At 63.3% G+C, this 17,204-nt stretch carries 16 protein-coding genes and 1 tRNA gene; 6 read left to right on the top strand and 11 right to left on the bottom strand.

Annotation, left to right across the window (positions count from 1 at the left end; all coding sequences use genetic code 11):
• Positions 1-32: 32 nt before the first annotated feature.
• Together FJ527_RS23895 and FJ527_RS23890 are read right to left on the bottom strand one after the other, a co-directional pair.
• A complete protein-coding gene (locus FJ527_RS23895; RefSeq protein ID WP_246677785.1) occupies positions 33-1,589 on the bottom strand; it encodes a DHA2 family efflux MFS transporter permease subunit in 1,557 nt (518 codons plus the stop codon).
• A gap of 124 nt (positions 1,590-1,713) precedes the next feature.
• Entirely contained in the window at positions 1,714-2,901 is a 1,188-nt protein-coding gene (locus tag FJ527_RS23890; RefSeq protein ID WP_140824189.1) for an HlyD family secretion protein, read from the bottom strand.
• Positions 2,902-3,028: 127 nt separating this feature from the next.
• On the opposite strand from FJ527_RS23890, the gene FJ527_RS23885 reads away from it, so the two are divergent.
• Positions 3,029-3,763 carry a TetR/AcrR family transcriptional regulator gene (locus FJ527_RS23885; RefSeq protein ID WP_015314401.1) on the top strand — a complete coding sequence of 245 codons (735 nt, stop codon included), beginning with the start codon at positions 3,029-3,031 and terminating at the stop codon, positions 3,761-3,763.
• 95 nt (positions 3,764-3,858) lie between these two features.
• Here the strand turns inward: FJ527_RS23885 and yihA are convergent, their stop codons facing one another.
• The 3 genes from yihA to FJ527_RS23870 form a co-directional block, all read right to left on the bottom strand.
• Positions 3,859-4,518 (bottom strand): ribosome biogenesis GTP-binding protein YihA/YsxC, encoded by a 660-nt coding sequence (gene yihA / locus FJ527_RS23880; RefSeq protein WP_140615186.1) that lies wholly within the window; start codon positions 4,516-4,518, stop codon positions 3,859-3,861.
• Positions 4,515-5,153 (bottom strand): CatB-related O-acetyltransferase, encoded by a 639-nt coding sequence (locus FJ527_RS23875; RefSeq protein WP_181166464.1) that lies wholly within the window; start codon positions 5,151-5,153, stop codon positions 4,515-4,517. Before FJ527_RS23875 ends, yihA begins: the two co-directional genes overlap by 4 nt.
• Before the next feature lie 122 nt (positions 5,154-5,275).
• Positions 5,276-5,617, bottom strand: a complete 342-nt coding sequence (locus tag FJ527_RS23870) for a hypothetical protein (RefSeq protein ID WP_246677784.1) — start codon at positions 5,615-5,617, stop codon at positions 5,276-5,278.
• 150 nt (positions 5,618-5,767) lie between these two features.
• Between FJ527_RS23870 and FJ527_RS23865 the strand changes: the two genes are divergently transcribed.
• Genes FJ527_RS23865 through FJ527_RS23855 form a run of 3 tightly spaced genes read left to right on the top strand, consistent with a single transcriptional unit; the run spans position 5,768 to position 9,061 of the window.
• Positions 5,768-6,232, top strand: a complete 465-nt coding sequence (locus tag FJ527_RS23865) for a MarR family winged helix-turn-helix transcriptional regulator (RefSeq protein WP_140789891.1) — start codon at positions 5,768-5,770, stop codon at positions 6,230-6,232.
• A complete protein-coding gene (locus FJ527_RS23860) occupies positions 6,225-7,517 on the top strand; it encodes an HlyD family secretion protein (RefSeq protein ID WP_140660129.1) in 1,293 nt (430 codons plus the stop codon). Before FJ527_RS23865 ends, FJ527_RS23860 begins: the two co-directional genes overlap by 8 nt.
• On the top strand, positions 7,514-9,061 hold the full coding sequence (locus FJ527_RS23855; RefSeq protein ID WP_140824188.1) for a DHA2 family efflux MFS transporter permease subunit: 1,548 nt from the start codon (positions 7,514-7,516) through the stop codon (positions 9,059-9,061). The genes FJ527_RS23860 and FJ527_RS23855 overlap by 4 nt, the downstream gene beginning before the upstream one ends.
• A 204-nt stretch (positions 9,062-9,265) precedes the next feature.
• On the opposite strand, the gene FJ527_RS23850 is transcribed toward FJ527_RS23855, so the two are convergent.
• The 6 genes from FJ527_RS23850 to rpmH all read right to left on the bottom strand — a co-directional run bounded on the left by FJ527_RS23850 (position 9,266) and on the right by rpmH (position 15,089).
• A complete protein-coding gene (locus FJ527_RS23850; protein ID WP_140824187.1) occupies positions 9,266-9,826 on the bottom strand; it encodes a fasciclin domain-containing protein in 561 nt (186 codons plus the stop codon).
• A 212-nt stretch (positions 9,827-10,038) separates the two neighbouring features.
• Entirely contained in the window at positions 10,039-12,009 is a 1,971-nt protein-coding gene (locus tag FJ527_RS23845; protein ID WP_140824186.1) for a protein-L-isoaspartate(D-aspartate) O-methyltransferase, read from the bottom strand.
• A gap of 140 nt (positions 12,010-12,149) precedes the next feature.
• Positions 12,150-12,368 carry a hypothetical protein gene (locus FJ527_RS23840; protein ID WP_015314392.1) on the bottom strand — a complete coding sequence of 73 codons (219 nt, stop codon included), beginning with the start codon at positions 12,366-12,368 and terminating at the stop codon, positions 12,150-12,152.
• Between the two features lie 383 nt (positions 12,369-12,751).
• Positions 12,752-14,572: a membrane protein insertase YidC gene (gene yidC / locus FJ527_RS23835; RefSeq protein ID WP_140824185.1), complete on the bottom strand. Its 1,821-nt coding sequence runs from the start codon at positions 14,570-14,572 to the stop codon at positions 12,752-12,754.
• A 14-nt stretch (positions 14,573-14,586) separates the two neighbouring features.
• A complete protein-coding gene (gene rnpA / locus FJ527_RS23830; protein WP_015314390.1) occupies positions 14,587-14,940 on the bottom strand; it encodes a ribonuclease P protein component in 354 nt (117 codons plus the stop codon).
• Positions 14,941-14,954: 14 nt separating this feature from the next.
• Complete coding sequence (rpmH, locus tag FJ527_RS23825) at positions 14,955-15,089, bottom strand: 50S ribosomal protein L34 (protein ID WP_008833937.1); 135 nt, start codon at positions 15,087-15,089, stop codon at positions 14,955-14,957.
• Between the two features lie 277 nt (positions 15,090-15,366).
• On the opposite strand from rpmH, the gene FJ527_RS23820 reads away from it, so the two are divergent.
• Both FJ527_RS23820 and FJ527_RS23815 read left to right on the top strand, forming a co-directional pair.
• On the top strand, positions 15,367-16,854 hold the full coding sequence (locus FJ527_RS23820; protein ID WP_140824184.1) for a HAMP domain-containing sensor histidine kinase: 1,488 nt from the start codon (positions 15,367-15,369) through the stop codon (positions 16,852-16,854).
• 259 nt (positions 16,855-17,113) lie between these two features.
• Positions 17,114-17,190 (top strand) — tRNA-Arg (locus tag FJ527_RS23815).
• The last annotated feature ends 14 nt before the right edge of the window (positions 17,191-17,204 follow it).

The following is a 17,204-nucleotide window of genomic DNA, read 5'->3' as shown; positions in this document are numbered from 1 at the left end:
CTTCCCGAAAACCGTTGCCACGTTTCCTTGCTTCAGTGCCCGCCGCCTCCGCCGCCACCGGGCGCGGCCGGCTTCCTGATCAGCATGGTGAAGAAGCCCAGCGTCCCGAACAGCACCGTCAGCAGATAGAACACATCCATGAAGGACAGCAGCGCCGCCTGCTGGTGGACTATGCCCGACAGCTTGGAGATCGCGGCACTGGTGGCGTCGAGGCCGGTGGTCTGCTCGAAATTGAGCGTCATGTTCTGCAGCTTGGCCTGCGCGGCGGCGCTGCCCCACTGCACATGCTCGGAGAGCCGGGCATAGTGGAAGGCATTACGGTCGATCAGCACGGTGTTGATGAGGGCGAGGCCGACGGCGCCGCCGAGGTTGCGGGTCAGATTGAACAGTCCCGACGCATTCTTCAACCGGTCCGGCGGCAAGGTGCCGAGCGCGATGTTGTTGATAGGCACCATGCACAGCATCATCGAACAGCCGCGCAGGATCTGCGGGATGAGAAGCTCGTAAAAGTCCCAGTCGGCGGTCAGATGCGTCATCCACCAGGTGCCGGTGGCGAAGCCGAACAGGCCGATCATCATCATCAGCCGCAGGTCCATCTTGCTCGACAGGATGCCGGAGATGGGCGCGGTGAGGAACATGGCCAGGCCGCTGACGAACAGCGCTTCGCCGATCATCATCGAATCGTAGCCGCGGATGCGTCCGAGGAAGACCGGATAGAGATAGGTCAGGCCATAGAGACCGATGCCGATGACGAAGGAAAACAGCGAGCCGAAGGCGAAGTTGATGTTGCTGAACGCCTTGAGGTCGACGATCGGCTCCTCGGCGGTGAAGACACGCCAGAAGAAGATCACCGCGCCGATGGTCATCACGATGGCGCAGATGAAGACGCCCTGGTCCTGCAGCCAGTCATTGTTCGGGCCTTCTTCAAGCACGTATTCCATACAGCCGAGGAAGGCCGCCATGCCGGCCAGGCCCCACCAGTCGAACTTCGAGAACAGCTTGAGATTGGGCTTGTCGAAATCGATCAGCGACCAGGCAGCGGTCGCCACCAGGATGCCCGGCACGACATTGACAAGGAACAGCCAGTGCCAGGAAAAAGCGTGGCTGATATAGCCGCCGACGGTCGGGCCGATGGTCGGCGCCAGTGTCGCCACCAGGCCGATCATCGGCGAGACGATGGCACGGCGCGAGGGCGGGAAGATGGTGAAGGCCGCGGCGAAAACGCTCGGGATCATGCCGCCGCCGATGAAGCCCTGCACGGCGCGGTAGACGATCATCTGGTCGATGTTGGTGGCGGTCGCGGCAAGGGCGCTCGCCGCGGTGAAGCCCGCCGCCGCGACGGTGAACAGCACGCGTGTCGACAGCATGCGGCTGAGGAAGCCCGACAGCGGGATCATGACCACCTCGGCGATCAGGTAGGCTGTCTGCACCCACGGGATCTCGTCGGAGCTGGCGCTGAGGCCGGCCTGGATCTCGGCCAGCGAGGCCGAAACGATCTGGATGTCGAGGATCGCCATGAACATGCCGAACACCATCGCCAGGAAAGCGATGACGCGGCGCGTCGAAATCGTGTCGGGGGCAGCCGGCATTGCCGGCGGCGATCCTGCGGTGATGGTTGCGGTTGCCATTTCCTGGCCCTCCTTGGGGCCCCGTTGAGGCAGGCCGGGCGGCTCGGTGCTTCAATCAGCCACCAAGCCGCCCTCCGAAAAGCGATCAGTTACTGGTGGCGGCAGGCGCGGTACGGCTGTCGACGGCGACGACGACGCTCAGGCCCGCGCGCAGCTTGCCGGTCTTCAGCGCATCTGCCGGTACGTCGATGCGGACCGGAACGCGTTGCACCACCTTGGTGAAGTTGCCGGTGGCGTTTTCAGGCGGCAACAGCGAAAACACCGCGCCCGAGGCCGGCGCCAGCGAGGAGACGGTTCCCTGTATGGGCTGGCCGTCGATGGCGTCGACCGAGATGTTGACCTTTTCGCCGGGCACGAGCCTGGCAAGCTGCGTCTCCTTGAAGTTGGCGACGATGTAAAGCTTGTCCATAGGCACGACCACGGCGAGCTTTTGGCCGGGGCTGACCAGATCGCCCTGTTCGACGGAGCGGTTGCCGACGACGCCGTCATAAGGCGCCTTGAGCACCGTGAAGGAGAGGTCGCGCGCGGCCTTGTCGCGGCCGAGCTGCAGGGATGCCAGCGTGCTGGCGGATTCCGCGCGCTGTGCCTCGAGCACACCGATATTGGCCTGCGCGGCGGCGATCTGCGCGTCGGCGCCGACGAGCGCGGCATTGGCCTGGTCGAGCGCGGTCTGGGCGTCGTCCAGCTGTGCCTGCGTGCCGACATGGGTCTTGACCAGTTGCGCGGCGCGCTGCTGGGCCCGGCCGGCATTGTCGGCGGCGGCCCGATCGGCGACCTTCTGCGCCTGTGCCTGCTGAAGCGAGGCTTGCGCGGCCTTGGTCTGCGCGTCGATGCGGTCGAGCGTCTTGGCCAGCGTGGCGATCTGCGCCTCGGCCTGGGCGACGGCGATCTTGTAGTCGCCGGCGTCGATCGTCAGCAATGGATCGCCGGCCTTGACCTGCTGGTTCTCGCTGACCAGGACCTGGTCGACATAGCCGGAAATTTTTGGCGAGACGAACGCCATGTCAGCCTGGACATAGGCGTCGTCGGTGGAGATCATGAAGCGGCCCGTGGTCCAGTAGTCATAGCCATACCAGGCGCCGCCGCTCAGAAGGGCAAGGCCGATGATCGGCAGCAGGAAGGAGCGCACCGAGCGCTTTTGCTTGGCCGGAGCTTCCGCCGGCGGCGGTGCGACGACCGGCTGGAGGGGAATTTCCGGAGCTTCCGTCGCCGGCGCGACCTTGGCGTTGGGGAAAGGGCGGACTTCGGCTGATGTTGACGCGGTCGAGGACATGACATCTCTCTAAAGTTATAATACTGAACCGTTCGGTTCGATCAGGCCGTTGACATAGCGCGTAAAGAGGACCATATCAAGGGGCAATCGAACCGATTGGTTCGAATTATTTCGAGGTCCGACTTTTATGGTTGAGATTGTACGCAACAGCGAAACCGATCCGTGCGAAGACCTGCTGGACGGTCTGCGCCGCGGCCGCCCGGCCGCTGGACAGGACCCGGTCAAGCGCAGCCAGATCATCGATGGCGCCCGTCGTGTCTTCATCGAAAAGGGCTTCGAGGCCGCCTCGATGAACGACATCACCCGCGAGGCCGGGGTCTCGAAGGGCACCATCTACGTCTACTTTGCCAACAAGGAAGAGCTGTTCGAAGCGCTGATCGAGGAAGAGCGCGGCACCATCTTCAAGAACATGTACGACATGCTCGACCGCGCCGACGACTTGCGCCAGACGCTGGTGAAGTTCGGCAAGGTTCTGTCGATGAAGATCACCTCGGCCAGGGTCATCCAGGCGCAACGCACGGTGATCGGCGCCTCCGACAGAATACCCGATATGGGCGCGCGCTTTTACGAACGCGGACCCAAGCGCGGCCATGACAAGGTGGTGACGTTCCTCAACGCCGCCATCGAGCGCGGCCTGCTGGAGATCGACGATGTCGACCTCGCCGCCTATCAGTTCACCGAACTGTGCCTGGCCGGTCTTTTCCGGCAGTGCATCTTCGCCTATCGCACCAAGGCCCCGACCCAGGACGAGATCGACCACATCGTCAGGTCGGGCGTCAACATGTTCCTGAAGGCCTACGGCACCGAAAGGCTGGCAGAGGAAGAAAGCCACGAGATGATTGCAATCGAGGCGAAATCTTAGAAGCAATCCAGGAAATTGCGTGCAGGTTTCCGTCCGAATGCGAGAAAACAGGGAGATAGAGCTGCCCGTTCTGATGGCCGACCTATCCCAGCTTTTTACCCGCCATTGGCCGCAAGCACGATCGCGGCCTGCAATTCCTCCAAGCCTTCGCCTTTTTCCGATGACGTCGCCAGCACGAACGGGAACGCCGCGGGACGCTTCTTGATCTTGGCCAGCGTCTCCTCGATCAGCCGCGGCACGCCGGCGGCCTTGATCTTGTCGGTCTTGGTCAGCACGATCTGGTAGGACACCGCCGCCTTATCGAGCAGCGACAGCACTTCGTCGTCCTTGGCCTTGATGCCGTGGCGGGCATCGATCAGCACATAGACCCGCTTCAGCGTGACCCGGCCCTTGAGATAGTCGAAGACCAGCTTGGTCCACTCGTCCACCTTCTCCTTGGGCGCGGTGGCATAGCCGTAGCCCGGCATGTCGACCAGCGCCATTGGCGGCAGGTCGGTGCCCTCGCCCGAAAATCCATCCGGCACGAAATAGTTGAGCTCCTGCGTGCGCCCCGGCGTATTGGAGGTGCGCGCCAGGCCCTTCTGGTTGACCAGCGCATTGATCAGCGACGACTTGCCGACATTGGAGCGGCCGGCGAAGGCGATCTCGGGCGGCCCTTCCGGCGGCAGGAACTTCATGGCCGGCACGCCGCGGATGAAGATCCACCCGCGCGTGAACAGGTCGGTGCTGATCGCGGTGCTGTTGGGAACGTTCAAGCTGCTGCCTCCAGAAGAGAAATATCGGCGCCTCTGATGAGGTCGAGGTTGCGGCCGATCTTGTCCACCGGCCAATCCCACCATGCCACCGCCAGCAGCCGCCGGATCGTCCTGTCGTCGAAACGCATCTTGACCACTTTCGCGGCGTTGCCGGCGACGATCGCATAGGGCGGCACATCGTGCGTCACCACCGATTTGGCGGCGACGATGGCGCCATGGCCGATTTCCACGCCGGGCAGGATCACAGCCTCCATGCCGATCCAGACATCGCTGCCGACCATTGTGTCGCCGCGCACTTCCTTCGACCACGTGGCTGGGTCAAAACCGTTTTCCCAGCCATGACCGAAGATGTTGAACGGATAGGTTGAAAAGCCGGACATCGCGTGGTTGGCGCCATTCATGATGAAGCGCGCGCCTTCGGCTATGGCGCAGAACTTGCCGATGATGAGCTTGTCGCCGATGAAGGGATAGTGATGCAGCACGCATCTTTCGGCGAACTTGTCCGGCCCGTCGGGGTCGTCATAATAGGTGAAGTCGCCGATCTCGATATTCGGCGCTGTCACCAGAGGCTTCAGGAAGCCGACGCGTGTGTGCATCGGGATCGGGTGCTTGATGCCGGGGTTGGGTCCGTCCATGTCGAAGTCCGTCCAGGAAGTGACAGCCACGTGGATCCGCAATCCGCGCGCCTGGTCAAAATAACGTGATCCGCCCTATAGCACCAATCGGCTGACGAGCGAGCCTTCCTTGCTCGCCATGCTCATTTGTTGCCGCGGCAGATCACGATCGGATTGGATAGCGCGCTGTCGAACCCACTGCCCTGATAGACCTGAACGTTCGACGCTCCGGGCGGCAGCATGAAGCTGCCTTCGACGACCTTCTGATCGCCCGCCATGGTGTGGAGATCCCAGCTAAACGTGCAGAACTGCGGCGGCGCCTTGGATTCGACGTGGCTGCAATTGAGCTGCGCGCCGCCCAGCATGGCGGCGCCGCCACAGCTGACCGCATCCTTGGCAGCCGCGGCGCCGGGGCACCCAACGAGAGCCGTGACGGCCGCGATCCCAATCCAATTCATCGCCAAAATCCTTGCCGGCAAATCCACATCGCCAGGCGGCCTTCGCGGTGCCGTGGCCCCTGCGTTTTTTCCTGCCCGACGCTTAATCGGTCTTGCGCGGGGCGTCCAGCAGGATTATGTGCATGATGATAATAAGCATGCTCACGAAAAGTTGCCTGTCGACCCCGATCTCCCGCCATGCCATCTTCCCCCAATATCAGCTTCGTGCTGCACGACGTTGCGCGCCTGCTTCGCAAGCGGTTCGAGCAGCGGTCGCGCGCTTCGGGGCTGACCCGCGCCCAGTGGCAGGTGCTGGCGTACCTTTCGCTGCATGAAGGCATCCACCAGAACAAGCTCGCCGACCTTATCGAGATCGTGCCGATCACGCTCGCCCGGCTGCTCGACAAGATGGAGGCGCGCGGCCTCATTGAGCGCCGGCCCGATCCCGCCGACCGCAGGGCGTGGCTGCTTTACCTGAAGCCGCAGGCCCGTCCGCTGCTCGAGATCATGCGCGGCAACGGCCAGAAAACTCGAGACGAGGCCTTCGCCGGCCTTTCGCCTGAGACACAGCAGCGTCTGCTGCAAACCCTAAGCTTGATCAAATCCAATCTGCTCGCGGCTTGCACCCAGCCGGCCGTCGACCGGGAGAAAATACATGGCTGAATCAACATATCCCAAAAAGCCCGCTGGAGACGAGACGCCATCGGGTCGAAGCGACCAGATCATCCAGCTCGACAATGAGCGGGAGCAGCGGCGGGCCAACGTCGTCATCGACAATGACGAGCTGGAAACGCCGGCCGCCCTGGAGCCTGCGGCACTCGAGGCTCCGGCCAAGGAGCCGCAGCCACGGCAGGCCCCCGCCGCCGTCGCCCCTCCTGTTCCGGCCAAACCGAAGCGCAGCCTGACACGGCCGGTCCTTTTTGCCCTGCTTCCGGTCGCGCTCGTCGTCGGTGGCTATTACTACGTCACCGGCGGCCAGATCATGACGACCGACAATGCCTATATCCAGGCCCAGTCGCTCGGCGTCTCCACTGACGTCTCCGGCACGGTGCAGGAGATCGACGTGCATGAGAACCAGGCCGTGAAGAAGGGCGACGTGCTGTTTCGCCTGCGGCCGGCCTCCTTCGAGACCGCTCTCGCCGCCGCCCAGGCCCAGCTCGGCACCGTGCGCAACCAGGTGCTGACCCTGGAGGCGAGCTACCAGCAGTCGCTGTCGCAGATCGAGCAGGCGCAAGCCGACATCCCCTATTATGAGGCCGCCTTCCAGCGGCAGCAGGATCTGCTCAAGACCTCCACCGCCTCGAAGGCGTCTTTCGACAGCGCCCAGCACGACCTCGTCGCCGCGCGCCAGAAAGTGTCCGTCGCCAAGGCGCAGGCGCAGGCCACGCTGGCCCAGCTCGGCGGCGACGCCAACCAGCCGGTGGAGAAGAACCCCTTCTACCTGCAGGCCAAGTCGGGCGTCGACGATGCGAAGCGCAACCTCGGCGATTCCGTGGTCAAGGCGCCGTTCGACGGCATCGTCACCAATGTCGACGCACTGCAGGTCGGCAAGTACCTGCCGGCTTCGCAGCCGGCGTTCAGCCTGGTCTCGTCGACCGACCTGTGGATCGCGGCCGAGCCGAAGGAAACCGAGCTGACCTATGTCAGGCCGGGGCAGACGGCGACGATCAGCGTCGACACCTATCCGGGCGCCGTGTGGCACGGCACCGTTGCCTCGATCAGCCCCGCCTCCTCGTCGAGCTTCTCGCTGCTGCCGGCGCAGAACACCACCGGCAATTGGGTCAAGGTCGTGCAGCGCATCCCGATGCGCGTGACGATCGATGGTATCGACGGCAAGCCGCCGCTGCGCGGCGGCATGAGCGCGGTGGTCGACGTCGAGACGGGCCATGCACGCGGCCTGCCGGACTTCGTCACCAATCTCATCGGCCTGTTCGGACAAAAGTCATGACCAGCGCGTCCGCGACAGCTGCCACGCCGGTGGTCGCCAATCGCGGCGCCATCACTGCCTGCGTGATCCTGGCCGTCATCATGCAGGCGCTGGACACCACCATCGCCAATGTCGCGCTGCCTTACATCCAGGGCAGCGTCTCGGCCAGCGCCGACCAGATCAACTGGGTTTTGACCTCCTACATCGTGGCGGCGGCGGTAATGACGCCGCCTTCGGGCTACCTCGCCAACCGCTTCGGCCGCAAGCGCATCCTCCTGACCTCGATCACCGGCTTCGTCGTTGCCTCGGTGCTGTGCGGCTTCGCGCAATCGCTGCCGCAAATCGTCGGCTTTCGCCTGCTGCAGGGCCTGTTCGGCGCGGCCCTGGTGCCGCTCTCGCAGAGCATCCTGCTCGATATCTACAGTGTGGAAGAGCGCGGCTCCGCCATGGCGCTGTTCGGCATTTCGGTGATGGTCGGGCCGGTGCTGGGACCGGTCATCGGCGGCTGGCTGACCGAAAATGTCAGCTGGCGCTGGGTGTTCTACATTAACGTGCCGATCGGCGCGCTGGCCTTCGCCGGCGTGTCGCTGTACGTCCTGGAAACCAAGCTGGACTTCAAGGCGAGGCTGGATTGGCTAGGTTTCGGCATGCTCAGCATCACCATCGCCGCCTTGCAGATGTTTCTTGATCGCGGCGAGCAGCTCAACTGGTTCTCGTCATCCGAGATCATCGTCGAGGCGGTGATCTGCGCATCGGCCTTCTACATCTTCCTCGTCCACACCTTCACCGCCCGCAACACCTTCGTCAATCCGAGGCTGTTCCTGGACCGGAATTTCGCCGTCGGCATGATCTTCATCTTCATCATCGGCATCACCTACTTGGCCTCGCTGGCGCTGATGACGCCCTATCTGCAGACGCTGATGGGCTACCCCGTGGTGACGGCCGGCATCGTTATGGGGCCGCGCGGGCTTGGCACGATGGCCTGCATGTTCCTGGTCGGTCGGCTGATCGGCAAGGTCGACACGCGCTGGCTGCTGCTCATCGGCCTGCTGATCACCGCCTGGGCGATGTACGACATGACCGGCTGGACGCCCGACGTTTCGCAATGGACCATCATCTCCACCGGGTTCATCCAGGGGGCGGGGCTCGGCTTCCTGTTCGTGCCGCTGACCACCATAACCTTCGCCACGCTGGCGCCGGAGCGGCGCGCGGAAGGAACCGGCCTCTACAATCTGTCGCGCAACATCGGCTCCAGCGTCGGCATATCGGTGGTCACCGCGCTCCTGACGCAGAATGTGCAGATCAACCACGCCAACATCGCCACCTATGTGACGCCCTTCAACCAGGCGTTCAACGATCCGGCGATCTTCCAGGCGATGAACCCCTACACCGCCGCCGGCCGCGCCGCGCTCGACGGCGTGGTGACGCTGCAGGCGACTGTTATCAGCTACATGAACGACTTCAAGCTGATGATGCTCCTGTCGCTGGCCGCCATCCCGCTGGTGCTCCTGCTGCGCAAACCGGGAACGCCGGCCAAGATCGACCACAGCGCTGTCATGGAATGAGACAGCTGGGAATGGTTGACGTTTGACGGCCGACCCCGACCATCCGCACAGGACGCAAAAAGAAACCGGGGTCCTGTGAGGGACGACAGGACCCCGGCCTCGCCGATACGGCTTCCCAAGAAACATGGCACCTCGTCACGAGGCGGGGATGGCGGACCGAGAAAGCCCCAACGGTCTGCCAACGCCCCCTTTCGCCGGAAGCCGTTACTTCGGCAACAGCACCTTGTTGACGACGTGAATGACGCCGTTCGACTGGTTGACGTCGGCGATCGTCACCTTCGCCTCGCCGCCGGACTCGTCCATGATGTAGAGCTTGCCTTTCTTGATCTCGGCCGTGAGCGTGTCGCCCGAGACGGCCTTCATCTCGTATTTGCCGCCCATCGCCTTGGCCTTCTTCATCATCTCGGCGCCTGAAATCTTGCCAGCCACGACATGCGCGGTCAGCACCTTGGTGAGCTTGTCCTTGTTCTCGGGCTTGAGCAGCGTATCGACGGTGCCGGCCGGCAGTGCGGCGAAAGCCTCGTTGGTCGGGGCAAACACGGTGAACGGACCCGCGCTTTGCAACGTGTCGACCAGGCCGGCGGCCTTGACGGCGGCGACCAGCGTTGTGTGATCCTTCGACTTGACCGCGTTCTGCACGATGTTCTTGGTGGCGTACATCGGCGCGCCGCCGACATTCGGGTTCTTGGCGTAGGCTGGGGCGGCAATCGCCATGCCGGCGACAAGGGCTGATACGGCGATGGTCCTGAATGTGGGCAAGCGCATGTGGTCTTCCTCCGGGTGAGGGCTGATCGGAATTGATAGCCTTTGGAAACGCACAAGCAGTCACGCCGCGCGAGTGCTCGCAGTTTCGCCGATCACGGGAACGTGAATGGAGGCCTGCCCAAAGAAAATATCTGGACGAACCAGGCTTTTTCAACGGGCCGCGCGATTGAGGACAGGCCGACCGTCAGGCGCTGGAAGTGAGTCCCGGACATTCAGATGCCGAAGGGAAATGTATCCGGTACCTTGCCGATGCTGTCGGCCGGCTTGCTGAGCGGCGTGACCGCGGACGTTCGATCGAACCAGACGAAGGCGTCGAACTGGCGGGAGACGGACGAGTCCATGTAATGGCTGAGCCGTTCAGTCTCCGGCCTGTAGATGACGCCGATATAGCGTTCCGGCCTCGGCGCCGCCAGGTCGGCGCCGAGCTGGCCATGGCGCTCAAAATCCAGCAGGAACGACGGTTTGCCGCTCTCGTGACACAGCCGCTCGAAGCTGCCCGGCAGCGACGGATTTACGTCCTTTACCTCCATCTCACGGTCCCAATCCGAGGCACAGGCGACGGTACCGGTATCCGTCCCGAAGCCGATCAGCGCCGTCTGGGCACCGAAGCGCTCCCGGCAGAGCTGGCCGATGTTCAACTCGTCACGGACAGTGCCCATGTCGGTATGCCGCGCGTCCCCGATATGCGAGTTATGCGCCCACACCACGGCCTTCGACTTCGGCCCATGCGCTTCGAGAAGTTGATCGAGCGTTTCAAACATGTGCCGATCGCGGAGGTTCCAGGTCTCGGCGCCACCATAATACATCACGCGGTAGTAGCGCTCGGCCGATGCGACCAGACGTGCACTCTGCTTGGCGTCGAGGAGATCGCCGTCGCCCTCCATCATGGATCGCTCGAACAGATCCATGCACTGTCGCACAACGGCCTCTTCGCAGGTTCTGTAGCCCGGCCGCAGCGCCGCGCGTCCGTAGGTGCTGGGCTCGTTCTGCCAGGGCATCAGACAGCCATAGCGCTCGCGCGCGACGGCGGCCGCTTCGGGATCGACCTTGTCCAGATAGGCAAGCACCGTGGCGATCGAGCCGCTCATATTGTAGAGATCGAGCCCATAAAAGCCTGCTTTCCGCGCATGACCGGGCACATCCCGGTTGTATTCATGCAGCCAGCCGATGAATTCGGACACCTCGGCGTTGCGCCACATCCAGGTCGGGAAGCGCTGGAAGAGCGGCTGCGCATCCGACCGCCGCTCCCCTCCGCGAACATACCGGTTGATCTGCGCCGCATCCGGCCAATCCGCCTCGACGGCCACGATGGTGAAGCCGTGTCGCTGGAGGAGGCGTCGGGTGACAGCCGCACGGGCACGATAAAATTCCGAAGTGCCGTGGCTCGCCTCCCCGAGCAGGACGACGCGCCGGCTGCCGAACCGATCGAACATCGCGCCGAAGGCCGGATCGTCGATCTGCGGCAAATCTTCGGCCGCCCTTGCAATTTGCTGCGGCAATGGAGGAGCGCGCGCCTCGCGCACCGATGCGTTTTCGTCGTGTCCGCCGTGCTCGCCGATCAGCGGCACGAACATGACACCACCGAGGTCCTCCTCCTCGAACTTGTTTGCAGCGATCCGCGTGACGCGAACGAGCCGCTGGGAGTAGAGGTCTTCACCGACCGGGATGATCAGCCTGCCGCCGATCTCCAACTGCTCCTGCAAGCCGAGGGGGATGGACGTTCCGGCGGCCGCGACGACGATGGCGTCAAACGGCGCCTTTTCCTGCCAGCCTTTTGTGCCGTCGCCGACCCGGACCTCGATATTTCGATACCCGGCGGCATTGAGCCGCCGCTCCGCCTGCTGCGCGAGCGATCGATGCCGCTCTATGGTGAAGACGTGTTCAGCAAGTTCGGCCAGCACAGCCGCCGCGTAGCCCGAGCCGGTGCCGATTTCCAGCACGCGATCGGTCGCCTCGATCTCGGCCATCTCCGCCATTTTCGCCACGATGAAGGGTTGCGAGATCGTCTGTCCGCTGCCGATCGGCAGCGGACTGTCCTCATAGGCGAATTCCTCGAAAACCTCGTCGACGAATTGCTCTCGCGCAACCCGGCGTACCGCATTCAGAACCCGCCTGTCATGCACTCCACGGCGCGCGATGTGCGCCTCCACCATCCGATGCCTGGCGTGCTCGAAATCCAGCATGAGAGCCTCCAATCAGGCGATTGATCGGATCGACGTGATGTCATCTCGAGAGCGAAGTCGTTTTCGGTGCCATTCGCTCTTCCGGCTCCCGGGCACGGACCATCCTGTCTTCCTCGGCAGCCCACGCCGATCGCGCAGGCTTATTGGTTGGTTCGCCCGGTCTGTCGCGGATTGACGCCGCCTTGCGGCGTGGTGTCGTTATCGACATCTCCCTTGAAAGTGTTCTCGCCGTCCAGTTCCTCGTCCTCGTCGAGAAGATTGCCTCCCTTGATCGTGCCCCTGGAGGCGCCGATCCCGGGATTCTGCTTCAAATCCTTGTTGGTGGGCTTGGCCGTCTTTGGGTGAATGTTGCTGCTCATCGGAATGCCTCTCTGCAATTAGCATGTGATGAGGTCGATCCACTGCCTTGAATTTGGATGGGCGCGCCGACCTGATCCTCTCCACGCGGGAGCTTAGGAAGCCTTTTGCGCGAACTCTTGAACGCAGGATAAGTTCCATGCGGGACAATCCGGCAGCGGCGAGGGTCGGCTGATTTGCCGGTAATGACGGAGACCAGGAAATGCCGGCTCGGTGCCTGTCCTCATCGCGTGCCGGACCACCGCATCGCACGCTGCATCGCTGAAACTAAAAGGCTGGGCCCTGTAGAACGCAGGACCCAGCCGTCAGATCTGCTTGCTTGCCGAGACCGCCCAACTTTATGGCTCAGTCGGCTGGGGCGGGCTCTCTTGCCTAAGAGGCGCCGCTATTCCGCCGGTGACGGTTTCTTGCGGAACAGCGCCACCAGATTGTCCCACAGCTCGATCTTGGCGCCCTGGCGCTTCATGATCACGCCCTGCTGCAGGATCGACAGCGTGTTGTTCCAGGCCCAGTAGATGACGAGACCGGCCGGGAAGCCCGCCATCATGAAGGTGAAGATGACCGGCATCCAGGTGAAGATCGCGGCTTGCGTCGGGTCCGGCGGCGTCGGGTTCATGCGCATCTGCAGGAACATGGTGACGCCCATGATCAGCGGCCACACACCGATCATCAGCATATGCGGCAGCGTGACCGGAACCAGCCCGAACAGGTTGAAGATCGAGGTCGGATCGGGCGCGGCCAGATCCTGGATCCAGCCGAAGAACGGCGCGTGCCGCATCTCGATGGTGATGTAGAGCACCTTGTAGAGGGAGAAGAAGACCGGGATCTGCAGCGCCACCGGCCAGCAGCCGGCGAGCGGATTGATCTTCTCGGTCTTGTACAGCTCCATCATCGCCTGCTGCTGCTTCATCTTGTCGTCCGCGTATTTCTCGCGGATCTCGAGCATCTTGGGCTGCACCTTCTTCATGTTCGCCATCGACGCGTAGGACTTGTTGGCGAGCGGGAAGAAAATGGCCTTCACGATGACGGTGGTGGCCAGGATCGCCAGGCCGAAATTGCCGAGGAACTTGTAGAGCGTGTCGATCAGCCAGAACATCGGCTTGGTGATGAAGTGGAACCAGCCCCAGTCGATCAAAAGGTCGAACCGCTTGATATGGCGCTCTTCGGCATAGGCGTTGATCTTGCCGACTTCCTTGGCGCCGGCGAAGATTTCGGTCTCGACGGTCGCCGACTGGCCGGCCTCGACATTGATCGGGTCGGTCAGGAAGTCGGATTGGTAACGGTGGCGGCCATCCTCGAAATACGCATAGCGCGGCTGGAACGGCTGCTTTTCGGTCGGCACCAGCGTGACGGCCCAATATTTGTCGGTGATGCCGAGCCAGCCGTCGGTCGACTTGCCAGGCTGGTACTGCTTGTCCTTCTCGACCGAGGCGTATTTGTGTTCCTGCAGGCCTTCCGTGCCGGTGAAGCCGATGAGGCCTTCATGCAGCACATAGGTGCTGGCGACGGCCGGCTTGTCGTAGCGCGTGACACGGCCATAGTTGAACAGCGAAACCGCGCTCGAGCCTGAATTCTGCACCGTGTCCGACACGGTGAACATGTAGTTTGCGTCGACGGAGAAGGTGCGCTTGAAGGTCAGGCCCTTGTCATTGGTGTAGGTGAGCGTCACCGGCGTCGACGGGGTCAGCATCGGATTGCCGTCCACGCTCCACACCGTCTCCGCACCCGGCACCGCGCCGGTCTTGTCGTTGCCGACAAAGCCGATCTCGGCGAAATAGCCGGTGGGCAGCGCCTGCGGGTTGAGCAGCTCGATCTCGGGCGAATTCTTGTCGACCGTCTCGGTGTAGTGCTTGAGCTTGAGGTCGTCGAGCCGCGCGCCGGTCAAATTGATCGAGCCCTCGAGGCTCGGCGTGTCGATCTTGACGCGCTTGGATGCCGCCAGCGCCTGATCGCGGCCGGCCACGGTGACCACGTCACCACCGGGCGCGTTGGGAATGGCGCCCGGGGTGGTCGCGCCTGGGGCCGGTGTCGATGCGCCCGGATTGGCCGCATCGGCCGCCTTCTTCTGTTCCTCGACGCGCTGCTGCTCGATCTTGGCGGCCTCGCGCTGCGCCTCGCTGCGCGGCAGCACGTAGAAGTACTGCCATACCGCCAGGATCAGCACCGACAGGGCGATGGTGATGAAGAAGTTCCGGTTGTTTTCCATCGAGAGCCCTTGGCCTATCGTGTTCCGCGAAGTCGGCGGGAGAGTTCGGCCTTCAACTGGCCGAAAGGGGCGCGCAGCGCATCATCGCGCCCGACGATGACATAATCATTGCCGGGCACCATGTCATCTGCGGCATGGACGCGGACGGCTTCTTTCAGCCGCCGCCTGACGCGGTTGCGCACAACGGCGTTGCCGACCTTCTTGGTGACGGTGTAGCCGACGCGCGGCACCCCGCCATCGCCGCGGTCGAGGACCTCGACGAGGAAAAACCGTCCGCGTCGCTTTTCACCACGACGGACGGCCAGGAATTCCGCGCGTTTCAGAAGCCGCTCGGGATTTTGCCCCACTGGCTTGCCGGTTGCGGGCAACGATCTCGTCTCGCTTAGGCGCTGAGCCGCTTGCGGCCGCGGTTGCGGCGAGCTGCGACGACGCCACGGCCACCCTTGGTGGCCATGCGGGCACGGAAGCCGTGCCGGCGTTTGCGGACGAGTTTGGACGGTTGGTAGGTACGCTTCATTTGTTTTAATACCGCGGGGTGCGGCCCTTCTTGATTCTGTCACTTTGTAACAGGAGCTTTGCCGGGCCGGTTTTGGCGCGATCGAAACCGCGCCGGGACGAATGGCCCGAGCGTGAGCGGGCTTATAGAAAGAAGGGTTTTGGAAGTCAATCCGGCGTCGGCGCCCTAAAGACGCACCTGTTTTGGAGCATCTATTTTTCCGACCAAGGGAGAAATTGGCAAAAAAGCCGTAATCGCCTAATCTTGGCTGATCAAGTGATTGTGAAGATCGAGTCGCATGAACGAAGCCAGCCAAGCAGGGGAAGGGACCGGACCGGCGTCAGCCGCTGTCCGCACGGTACCCCTGTCGCGTGGTCTGTCGACGAAGCTGCTGCTGCTCACCATCGTTTTCGTGCTTTTGGCCGAAGTGCTCATCTTCCTGCCCTGGATCGCCAGTTACCGGCTGAGCTGGCTCAAGGAGAGGCTGAGCACGGCCGCAGCCGTGTCGATCGTGCTGGTGCAGGGCGAGTCGACCTCGCTGTCGCGTACGGCCCAGAATGACGTGCTGATGGCGATCGGCGCCAAGGCGATCGCGGTGCGCGACGGCGGCGTGTCGCGGCTTCTGGTGGTGGCCGACATGCCGCCGCAGGTCGACGAACACATCGATCTCGCCAGCGTCGGCATGGTCAAGGGCATGACTGGCGCGCTGGATACGCTTTTTTTCGGCGGCGACAGGATGCTGCGCGTCTTCGGGCCGGTCGGCGACAGCGACAAGGAGTTCGAGCTGATCATGCCGGACTATTCGCTCCGCAAGGCCATGCTCATCTATTCGCGCAACGTCGCTTTCGTCTCGCTATTGATCTCGCTGTTCACGGCCATGCTGGTCTATGCGGCGATCGACCTGATCATGATCGGGCCGATCCGTACCATGACGCGCTCGATGCTCTCCTTCTCGGAAGCTCCCGACGACCCTGGACGGATCATCCGCCCCGCTGCTCGTTCCGACGAGATCGGAGTGGCCGAGCGCGAACTGTCGCAGATGCAGGAGCGGCTGCAAAAGATGCTGGCCGAGCAGAAGCATCTGGCCGACCTCGGTCTCGCCGTGTCGAAGATCAACCACGACATGCGCAACATCCTGGCCTCCGCCCAGCTGATGTCGGACCGCCTGCGCCTGGTCAAGGATCCGACCGTGCAGGCCTTTGCGCCGAAGCTTCTGCGCGCGCTCGACCGCGCCGTCTCCTATTCGGAGGGCGTGCTCCACTACGGCCGCACGCAGGAGCCGCCGCCGTCGCGCCGCAGGGTGAGGCTGCGCCAACTGGTCGAGGACGTGCACGGCCTGCTCGACATCGAGCAGGGCATCGAGTTCATCAACGCGGTCGAGATGGCTTTCGAGGTGGATGCCGATTCCGACCAGCTCTTCCGGGTGCTCACCAATCTTTGCCGCAACTCGGTGCAGGCGATGGCGGCCGATACCGAAAGCGCCGTGGTGCGGCGGCTGGCGGTTTCGGCCGAGCGCATGGGCAGCGTAAGCCGCATCGCCGTCACCGACACCGGCCCTGGCCTGCCGCCCAAGGCGCGCGAAAACCTGTTCGCGGCCTTCCGCGGCTCGGCGCGCAGCGGCGGCACCGGCCTTGGCCTGGCGATCGCGCATGAACTGATCAGGGCGCATGGCGGCACGGTGGAACTGGTCGAATCGATCGGCGGGCGCACCACATTCGCCGTCACCATCCCCGACCAGCCGGTGCGGCTCGACCAGGCCCGTGGCAGCCTGCGCCGCCCAGCCTGACGGCTTCCGTCCCGTTGCCCCAAGATTACCACCTTGCGGACCCGTCGCTCTCTCCAACAGTTCCCGATCGCCAGGATCAGGCCGGTCACAGCGGCTCGAAGTGCCGGGATGGGCGTCGGCATCGCCGCATGACAGGCTTGCGACAAAACTTTTGCCGGATCGGCTTGCTTTTCGCAAATTCAGTCGTTAGGGAACTGCACACATTCGCGGCCGGTCTTTCGGACCGGATCGCGGGGCCGTCGAAAACATGGCCTGATGCGCGCCCGTAGCTCAGCTGGATAGAGCACCAGACTACGAATCTGGGGGTCAGGAGTTCGAATCTCTTCGGGCGCGCCAAATCTCCTAAGCCG

Origin of the sequence: Mesorhizobium sp. B2-4-18, from assembly GCF_006441385.1 — a bacterium.
GTDB lineage: Bacteria > Pseudomonadota > Alphaproteobacteria > Rhizobiales > Rhizobiaceae > Mesorhizobium > Mesorhizobium australicum.
This window is presented reverse-complemented; position numbering and strand designations above follow the sequence as displayed.